Origin of the sequence: Saccharothrix hoggarensis, assembly GCF_042678885.1 — a bacterium.
In the GTDB taxonomy this organism is placed as follows: Bacteria; Actinomycetota; Actinomycetes; order Mycobacteriales; family Pseudonocardiaceae; genus Actinosynnema; species Actinosynnema hoggarensis.
Map to the genome: position 1 here is coordinate 1 of NZ_JBHTLK010000266.1, position 8,738 is coordinate 8,738.

Below are 8,738 nucleotides of genomic sequence, written 5' to 3' on the forward strand. Positions count from 1 at the left end.
GCCGCCGACCTGGCCGCGACGGCGCGGGCGGCCGTGTCCGACCAGGCCGAGGCGCGCGCGCAACGTGCCGCGGTGCTCGTCGCCGGGCCGTTGGCGCTGTGCTTCCTGCCGGCGTTCCTGTGCCTGGGAGTGGCGCCCGTGGTGATCGGTCTGGTCGGGGATGTCGGTTCGGAGTGGTGACTGTCCACAGTGGAGCGAGGAGGAACGGTGGGAAGCGTGGGACGTGGGCCTGGAGTCCTGGGCGACGAGGGGATGTCGACGGTCGAGTACGCCATCGGGACCATCGCGGCGGCCGGGCTGGCGGTGCTCCTGTACTCGCTGATCAGCGGCGACTGGGCGTTGGGCCTGCTCCAAGGCCTGCTGCAACGGGCCTTCACGGTGAGCGCGTGATGTCCGGCTGCGGCTCGGCCGGTGGTGCGGTCGGCGGGTCGGCCGAGAGGTCGGCGGGGAAGTGGCGCCACGGTGGCCGGCGCTCGGGTCCGGTGGCGGACCGGGTCGCGCCGCACGTGAAACGGGACCTGTGGCGGCGGGACCTCCCGCCGCCCACGGGGAGATCGCCGGTCGGGGACGACCGGGGCGGGGTGACGGTCGAAGCCGCGGTCGCGGTGTGCGGGCTGGTCGCCGTGCTGGCGTTGGGCGTCGGGGCGGTGATGGCGGTGGTCGGGCAGCTCCGGTGCACCGACGCGGCCCGGGAGGCGGCGCGGCTGGTCGCGCGGGGCGACGACGAGCGGGTCCAGGGCGTCGTGGAGGCGATCGCGCCCGCCGGCGCTCACGTGGTGGTCCGACGTGACGGGGACACGGCCTGGATCGAGGTCGGCGCCTCGCGGCTCGGGGTGGCGCTGCGGGCGCGGGCGTACGCGGTGGTCGAGCCGGGGGTGGGCGGTGGATGACCGGGGCGCGGCGTCCGTCCTGGTGGTGGCGGTCGCCGGGGTGTGGTTGGCGCTGCTCGGCGGCGCGGCGCTGGCGGGGGAGGCGGTGGTCTGGCGGCACCGGGTCGTCGCGGCGGCCGACCTCGCCGCGTTGTCGGCGGCGGGGCAGCTCGGGGGAGGCGTCGCGCACGCGTGCGCGCGGGCCGGGTGGGTGGTCGAGCGGATGGGCGGTCGGATGGACGCGTGCGAGGTGGACGGGTGGCAGGTCGACGTGCGGGTCTCCGGCCCGCCGACGGTGTTCGGCAGGCCGGGCGCACGTGCCCGTGCGGGGCCGGCTGAAGGCTGACCACGTACCGCCGCGACGAACGGTCGTCCGTTCACGGTGAGCGGACTCACAGGACCGCACATTCGCGGTTAAGCCGTGGGTGAACGGTTCCCCCGCCGTTCTGCCGCCCACCCACGGCCACCGCGCTCGACGTGCCACATCGACCAGTTGTCGACAAGCGGTTACCAAAACCCCCGGTCATGGCGTTAGTTGAAGTGGCGGCACCGACACGGTGTCGAAGAACACCCGACACGGTGTCGTGGGAACGCAACAGGAGGCGAACGAAAGATGGAGTGGTCGGATAGCTGGCGCGGGGCCTTCCGCATCGAGCTGCGCGCAGAGGCGGTCAACCTCGCGTGGCACGGGTGGCCTGTGCTGCCGGGCACCTATCCGGCGGGCGAGCAGTGGGCCGGGCGCGACGGGGTCGAGGCCGACGGACCGGTTCCCGTCCACGGCGACTGGCAGGAGCGGATCGGCACCAAGGCGGAGCAGGTCGCCACCTGGTGGACGGGCCACTCCTACAGCATCCTGCTGGCCACCGGCCACGGCGTGGACGCCATCGAGGTCGGCGCCGACCTCGGCCGCCGGGCCGCGGTCGAGCTGCGCGCCACCGGCATCCCGGTCCCGATCGTGGCGACCCCCGAGGGCCGCTGGATGTTCCTCGTGGCCTCCGGCGAGCCGGTGGCGACCGACGGGGACGTCAAGCACTACGGCCAGGGCGAGTACGTCCCGCTGCCGCCGAGCCCGTGCCAGGTGGGCGTCGTCCACTGGCGGGTCAAGCCGCAGATCTGCGCGTGGCAGCTGCCGCACGCGAGCGTCGTCCGGGACGCCCTGCTCCAGGCCGCCGACCGCAACACCGACTACGGCCTGGTCGCCGCCGACCGGTCCTGAACCACGTGGCCGTGCCGGGCGTCGTGGGCACTCTCCCCGACCACCCCGAGCACGACGTCCAGCACGGCCACCCCGCCCGCCTTGTCCAGCGGATCGTTGCCGTTACCGCACTTCGGCGACTGGACGCAGGACGGGCACCCGGCCGGACACGCGCAAGCCGCGATGGCCTCCCTAGTAGCGACCAACCACGGGACTACCGCGTTGAACCCGCGGTCGGCGAACCCGGCACCCCCGGGATGACCGTCGTGCACGAACACCGTCGCCTCCCCGGTGTCCTGGTGCAGTGCGGTCGAGACTCCGCCGATGTCCCAGCGGTCACAGGTCGCGAAGAGCGGTAGCAGGCCGATCGCCGCGTGTTCGGCGGCGTGCAGCGCGCCGGGGATGCGCGCCGGTATCAAACCGGCGCCCCCCGGCGCACTGCCCAACAACCCCGCCGAGACCGTGTACCAGACCGCCCGCGTCACCAGCGTCTGCGCGGGCAGGTCCAGCGGCACCGCGTCGATCACCTGGCCGGACGGCAGCTTGCGAAGGTAGCCGACGACCTGCGACGTCACCTCCACCTCGCCGAGGCACACCGTCACCCCGTCGAACGCGCGCTGCTCCAGCACCCGCACCACCGAGATGTCCTTGGTGTCACGGGCCGTCGTCGTCCAGTCCGGCTTCTCCGCGTGCACCAGCGCGATGCCGCCGTCGAGGTCCAGGTGGTCCACCACGTACGACTCGCCCTGGTGCAGGTACACGGCGCCGGAGTGCACCTGCCAGCACGCCGCGCCGGGGTCCACCGTGCCGAGCATCCGCCCCGAGTCGGCCTCCACCACCACGACCTGGTCGCCACCGGACCCGCGGATGTCCACCGCCGAGTGCGGCCGGTCGTGCGACGTCCAGTACCAGCCGTTCGGCCGCCGCCGCAGCACCCGCCGCGCCGCCATGTCCTCCACCACGGCCAGCGCCGCGTCGCCGCCGAACGACTCCAGCGACTCCGGCGTCAGCGGCAGCTCGGCCGCCGCGCACGCCAGCTGCGGCTCCAGCACGTACGGGTTCGTCGGGTCCAGCACCGTCGCCTCGACCGGCCGGTCCAGCACCGCCGACGGGTTGTGCACCAGGTACGTGTCCAGCGGGTCGTCCCGCGCCACGAACACCACCAGCGCGTCCGTGGCCTCCGTCCGGCCCGCTCGTCCCGCCTGCTGCCAGAACGACGCCAGCGTGCCGGGGAACCCGGCCACCACCACGGCGTCCAGCCCGACGATGTCGACGCCCAGCTCCAACGCGTTCGTCGTCGCCACGCCCAGCAGCTCGCCGGACGACACCGACCGCTCCAACGCCCGCCGCTCCTCGGGCAGGTACCCGCCCCGGTAGGCGGCCACCCGCGACGCCAGGGCCGGGTCCACCTCGGACAGCAGCCGGCGCGCGCCCAACGCGGTCAGCTCGGCGCCCACCCGCGACCGCACGAACGCCAGCGACCGCGCGCCCTCCACCACCAGGTCGGCCAGGATGCGCGCCGTCTCCGCGCCCGCCGACCGGCGCACCGGGGCGCCGTTCTCGCCCTCCAGGTCGTCCAGCAGCGGCGGCTCCCACAGCGCCACGGTCAGCCCGGCGCGCGGCGACCCGTCCTCCGTCACCGCCGCGCAGGGCACGCCGAGCAGCGCGGACGCCGACGCCGCCGGGTCGGCCACCGTCGCCGACGCCAGCACGAACACCGGGTCCGCGCCGTACCGCTGGGCGACCCGCCGCAGCCGCCGCAGCAGCAGCGCCACGTGCGAGCCGAAAACGCCCCGGTACGTGTGGCACTCGTCGACCACCACGTACGACAGCCGGCGCAGGAACCTGATCCACCGGGCGTGGTTCGGCAGCACGCCCCGGTGCAGCATGTCCGGGTTGCTGAACACCCAGTTGGCGTGCGCGCGCACCCAATCGCGTTCCGCCATCGGCGTGTCGCCGTCGAACGACGCCGCGCGCACCCCCGGCACGCCCAACGCCTCCACCGATCGCAACTGGTCCGCGCCGAGCGCCTTCGTCGGCGACAGGTACAGCGCCGTCGCCTTCGGATCAACTGTCAACGCGCTCAGCACCGGCAATTGGTAGGCGAGGGACTTGCCGGACGCCGTGCCGGTCGCCACGACGACGTGCGCGCCGGACCACGCCAGCGACGCCGCCTCGGCCTGGTGCCGCCACGGTTGCGCCACACCCCGCTCCACCAGCGCGGACACGACCGGCTCCGGCGCCCACGACGGCCACGGCGCGTGCCGCGCGGGCCGGGCCGGCTGGTCTTCGGTGTGCGTCAACGGCGATTCGCCCGCCGGGACTCCGGCGAGGACCCGGTCCAGCAAACGACGTCCCTGGTTCGCCACGGGGCGCAGCTTCGCACACCCGTCCGACACCGCTCCGACATGACGGAGCCTTCCTGCGCGGATAACGGTGTGTGCACGGATCGGGACTCCTCGTTGCCTCCTTGCGCACTATGAATAGACTCCGCCGCTATCGCATCCAATGAGGGGTGCATCACGTTGTGTCGGGGCTGACAGTCGCGTGAGTGACCCGCCTCACAGCAGCGGGGTGGCCCTCGCATTGGGCTTGGAAAACTCACCAGGAGGACGGATGTCCCGGCAATTCCTCGCGGAGGGCCTAGAGCTCTCCGGAGGTGATCGCGGCCTCGTCGCCGCGGTCGCCGTGGTCGCCCTGGCTGCCCTGGCCGTGGGCTATGTGCTGCTCCGGGAGGTACTGGCCGCGGGCCAGGGCACCTCCAAGATGCAGGACATCGCCAAGGCGGTCCAAGAGGGCGCAGCGGCCTACCTCAACCGGCAGTTCCGAACGCTCGGCATCTTCGTCGTCATCGTGTTCGTGCTGCTGTTCATGCTCCCCGCGGAGGACACGGGGGAGCGCATCGGCAGGTCGTTGTTCTTCCTCGTCGGTGCGGGCTTCTCGGCGGTCATCGGCTACCTCGGCATGTGGTTGTCGACGCGCGCGAACGTGCGCGTCGCCGCCGCGGCCAAGGAATCGGGCGGCCGCGAGAAGGCCATGCGGATCGCTTTCCGCACGGGTGGCGTGGTCGGCATGTTCACCGTCGGCCTCGGCCTGTTCGGCGCGGCCCTGGTCGTGCTGGTCTACACCGGCCAGGCCCCGAAGGTGCTGGAGGGCTTCGGGTTCGGCGCCGCGCTGCTCGCCATGTTCATGCGCGTCGGCGGCGGCATCTTCACCAAGGCCGCCGACGTCGGCGCGGACCTGGTCGGCAAGGTCGAGCAGGGCATCCCCGAGGACGACCCCCGCAACGCCGCCACCATCGCGGACAACGTGGGCGACAACGTCGGCGACTGCGCCGGCATGGCCGCGGACCTGTTCGAGTCCTACGCCGTCACCCTCGTGGCGTCGCTGATCCTCGGCACGGCCGCGTTCGGCGCGAAGGGCCTGCTGTTCCCGCTGATCGTCCCGGCGATCGGCGTGCTCACGGCGGTCATCGGCGTCTACATCACCAGCGCCCGGACCGGCGAGAACGGCCTCACCGCCATCAACCGCTCGTTCTACATCTCGGCGGTCATCTCGGCGGTGCTGTGCACGGTGGCCGCGTTCGTCTTCCTGCCGAGCTCGTTCGGCGGGCTCGACGGCGTGTCCGAGGAGATCGCGCGCACGCCCGGCAACCCGGCCCTGATCGCGGCCGTCGCGGTGATCATCGGCATCGTGCTGGCGGGCGTCATCCTGTGGCTGACCGGCTACTTCACCGGCACCGAGCACAAGCCCGTCAAGGAGGTCGGCCGCACGTCGCTCACCGGCGCGGCGACCGTCATCCTGTCCGGCATCTCGGTCGGCTTCGAGTCGGCGGTCTACACCGCGCTGGTCATCGGCGGCGCGGTCTACGGCGCGTTCCTGCTGTCCGGCACGGCGACCGTCGCGCTGTTCGCGGTCGCGCTGGCCGGCTGCGGCCTGCTGACCACGGTCGGCGTCATCGTCGCCATGGACACGTTCGGCCCGGTCTCGGACAACGCCCAGGGCATCGCCGAGATGTCCGGCGACGTCGACGGCGAGGGCGCGCAGATCCTCACCGAGCTGGACGCGGTGGGCAACACCACCAAGGCCATCACCAAGGGCATCGCGATCGCGACGGCCGTGCTGGCCGCGACCGCGCTGTTCGGGTCGTACCGCGACGCCATCAACCAGACGCTGGACAAGCTCAAGGTGAACGTGGACGACATCGCGTCGTTCAGCAACCTGGTGTTCAGCCCGAACGTGCTGGTCGGCGTCATCATCGGCGCGGCCGTCGTGTTCATGTTCTCCGGTCTCGCGGTCAACGCGGTGACCCGCGCGGCGGGCGCGATCGTGTTCGAGGTGCGCCGCCAGTTCCGCGAGAACCCGGGCATCATGGACGGCACGGTCAAGCCGGAGTACGGCAAGGTCGTGGACATCTGCACGAAGGACTCGCTGCGCGAGCTGGCCACGCCCGGCCTGCTCGCCGTGCTGGCCCCGATCGCGGTCGGCTTCGGCCTGGGCGTGGGCCCGCTGGCCGGCTACCTGGCCGGCGCGATCGCCACCGGCACGCTGATGGCGGTGTTCCTGGCCAACTCCGGTGGCGCCTGGGACAACGCGAAGAAGCTCGTCGAGGACGGCAACCACGGCGGCAAGGGCTCCGACGCCCACGCCGCGACCGTCATCGGCGACACGGTCGGCGACCCGTTCAAGGACACCGCCGGTCCGGCCATCAACCCGCTGATCAAGGTGATGAACCTGGTCTCGGTGCTGATCGCGCCGGCCATCGTCGGCTTCTCGGTCGGCGCGGGCGCGTCGGCCGGTGTCCGGTACTCGATCGCGATCGTCGCGGTGGTCATCATCGTGGCGGCCGTGGTCGTGTCCAAGCGGCGCGGCACGGCCATCGCGGACACCCCGGCGGAGGCCACCACCTCCGCGTGAGTCCGGGTTGAGAGGCAGGAGGCGGGGTGCCACGGTCGGGGGCACCCCGCCTTCGCACGTCCAGGCCAAGCCTGCGCGGGATAGGTCGGTGCGGGGACACGGCTGCGGTCGGCACGGCCGTCGTTGGCCCGGCCGGGTGAGGGGCAGGACGGGTGGGGGCGGCCGGACGGGGGCACACTGTGGCTGATGCCGAGCACTGTTGGGAGCACCCCGATGAGACTTCTACCGCTGGTCGCCGCGACCGCCGTGGCCCTCGCGGTCGCCGGGTGCGGTTCCGGGGGCGACCCCGTGCCCACGTCGTCCTCGTCCGGTCCGTCCACCTCCTCGACCGAAGAGGCGGCGGTCGCCTACATGGACAAGGTGTGCACGGCGGCCGCGTCGTTCGCCACCGTGCCGAAGACGCCGCCGCAGCTCGACGCCAACGACCCGGCCAAGCTGAAGGCCGACATGGGCGCGTACATGGGCCAGATGGCCGACGCGTTCACCCAGACCGCGACCCGGCTGCGCGAGGTCGGTCCGTCGCCGGTGGCGGGCGGCGACCAGCAGGTCGAGCAGATGGCGCTGACGTTCACCGGCATCGCCAAGAACTTCGCCGACGCGAAGGTCGCCATCGAGGCGGCGGACGCGAACGACCCGGTCGGCGGGCTGCAGGCCGCCGGGGAGGCCATCACCCGGCTGGATGATTTCGTGACGCCGTTGAAGCAGCTGGAAGCGTCGCCGGAGCTGTCGGCGGCGGCCGAGAAGGCGCCCGCGTGCCAGGATCTGCGGACGTTCAACCCGTCGGCGTCCACGACGCCGCCCGCGGCGCCCACCTCGTAGTGGTCGCCGGGACACCGCCAACCCCGGGGGGCTCAGTGAAGCACCGCGTCGCGCTCGCGGGCGTGTTCACCGCTGTTCTCGTCACGGCCGCGTGCAGCGGCGGCAACTCGTCGTCGACGGCTTCCGGGTCGTCCGCGACGACGACCACGACCACCGCCGCCGCCGCGGCGAACGCCGACGCGGTCGAGTGGACCGGCACGTTCTGCGAGGGCATCGGGCCCACGATCGAGAGCGTCCTGACGCTGCTCACAACCATGTTCGAGGGCGGCGTCAACGACCCGGCCGTGCAGAAGACCGCGCTGCTCGACTACAGCGAGAAGGCGGGCACGGCGATGGCCTCCGCGGGCGAGAAGCTGGACGGGCTCGGCGCGCCGTCGGCGAACGCCCGCGACCTGCACGACGAGCTGGTCAAGTTCTTCACCGACTCCGGCGCGACGCTGTCCGAGCTGAACACCAAGCTGGCGGCGCTCGACCCGGCGGACCCCGAGTTCGCCGGCAAGCTGGAGCGGCTCGGCGGCGACCAGGCCGACCCGTCGAAGCTCCAGGAGCAGGTCAAGAAGCTGCAGGACGACCCGGAGCTGGGCGAGGCGTTCAAGAAGGCGCCGCAGTGCGTGCGGCTGACGGAGACGTTGAAGGGCCTCGGCGGCTGAGCCGTCCCGGCGGCGGCGCGCGACGAAGACCGCTGGGACGGATGAGACCGATGGGGTACGTGGTTCAGCCCTTCGGAGACTGGCCGTGGTCGAACGTGTGTTCTACGCTGCCTGTCCGTGGGGCAACTGTCCTTCTTCTCGGCCGAGGCGAGACAGCCTTGCGTCGGTGACCTGGCGGGGCTGCTGTGCGGCCCCGGCCAGGCGCTGGGCTTCGCCCGAGGCCGGGCGGCGCGGGTGTCGGTGGGCGTCGACACGCGGGCCAGGGCGGCGGCCGTCGCGGCGGCGCTG

Annotated in this window: 8 protein-coding genes and 1 pseudogene; 8 read left to right on the forward strand and 1 reads right to left on the reverse strand. The window is 72.7% G+C overall.

The window, feature by feature from the left end; genetic code table 11:
- The 5 genes and pseudogenes from ACFQ3T_RS31555 to ACFQ3T_RS31575 form a co-directional block, all read left to right on the forward strand.
- Positions 1-180, forward strand: a pseudogene (locus ACFQ3T_RS31555) (type II secretion system F family protein); the annotation flags it as partial.
- A gap of 36 nt (positions 181-216) precedes the next feature.
- Complete coding sequence (locus tag ACFQ3T_RS31560; protein WP_380728932.1) at positions 217-390, forward strand: DUF4244 domain-containing protein; 174 nt, start codon at positions 217-219, stop codon at positions 388-390.
- A 191-nt stretch (positions 391-581) separates the two neighbouring features.
- Entirely contained in the window at positions 582-890 is a 309-nt protein-coding gene (locus tag ACFQ3T_RS31565) for a TadE family type IV pilus minor pilin (RefSeq protein ID WP_380728934.1), read from the forward strand.
- The gene (locus ACFQ3T_RS31570) at positions 883-1,215 is read left to right on the forward strand and encodes an Rv3654c family TadE-like protein (protein ID WP_380728936.1); all 333 of its coding nucleotides are present in this window, start codon (positions 883-885) and stop codon (positions 1,213-1,215) included. The genes ACFQ3T_RS31565 and ACFQ3T_RS31570 overlap by 8 nt, the downstream gene beginning before the upstream one ends.
- 267 nt (positions 1,216-1,482) lie before the next feature.
- Positions 1,483-2,085, forward strand: a complete 603-nt coding sequence (locus ACFQ3T_RS31575; RefSeq protein ID WP_380728938.1) for a bifunctional DNA primase/polymerase — start codon at positions 1,483-1,485, stop codon at positions 2,083-2,085.
- Here the strand turns inward: ACFQ3T_RS31575 and ACFQ3T_RS31580 are convergent.
- Positions 2,055-4,433 carry a DEAD/DEAH box helicase gene (locus tag ACFQ3T_RS31580; protein WP_380728940.1) on the reverse strand — a complete coding sequence of 793 codons (2,379 nt, stop codon included), beginning with the start codon at positions 4,431-4,433 and terminating at the stop codon, positions 2,055-2,057. The two genes, ACFQ3T_RS31575 and ACFQ3T_RS31580, sit on opposite strands and share 31 nt — an antisense overlap.
- Positions 4,434-4,680: 247 nt before the next feature.
- Here ACFQ3T_RS31580 and ACFQ3T_RS31585 point away from each other — a divergent pair, with 247 nt between their 5' ends.
- The 3 genes from ACFQ3T_RS31585 (at position 4,681) to ACFQ3T_RS31595 (ending at position 8,450) form a co-directional block, all read left to right on the forward strand.
- Positions 4,681-6,981, forward strand: coding sequence for a sodium-translocating pyrophosphatase (locus tag ACFQ3T_RS31585; protein ID WP_380728942.1), 2,301 nt, complete (start codon positions 4,681-4,683; stop codon positions 6,979-6,981).
- A 186-nt stretch (positions 6,982-7,167) separates the two neighbouring features.
- Positions 7,168-7,800, forward strand: a complete 633-nt coding sequence (locus ACFQ3T_RS31590) for a hypothetical protein (protein WP_380728944.1) — start codon at positions 7,168-7,170, stop codon at positions 7,798-7,800.
- Positions 7,801-7,835: 35 nt separating this feature from the next.
- Positions 7,836-8,450, forward strand: coding sequence for a hypothetical protein (locus ACFQ3T_RS31595; protein WP_380728945.1), 615 nt, complete (start codon positions 7,836-7,838; stop codon positions 8,448-8,450).
- Positions 8,451-8,738 lie beyond the last annotated feature (288 nt).

Excerpts from the sequence above, each read along its gene's own strand:
- ACFQ3T_RS31585 (WP_380728942.1), top strand. The coding sequence starts at position 4,681 with ATGTCCCGGCAATTCCTCGCGGAGGGCCTAGAGCTCTCCGGAGGTGAT.
- ACFQ3T_RS31575 (WP_380728938.1), top strand. The coding sequence starts at position 1,483 with ATGGAGTGGTCGGATAGCTGGCGCGGGGCCTTCCGCATCGAGCTGCGC.
- ACFQ3T_RS31590 (WP_380728944.1), top strand. The coding sequence starts at position 7,168 with ATGCCGAGCACTGTTGGGAGCACCCCGATGAGACTTCTACCGCTGGTC.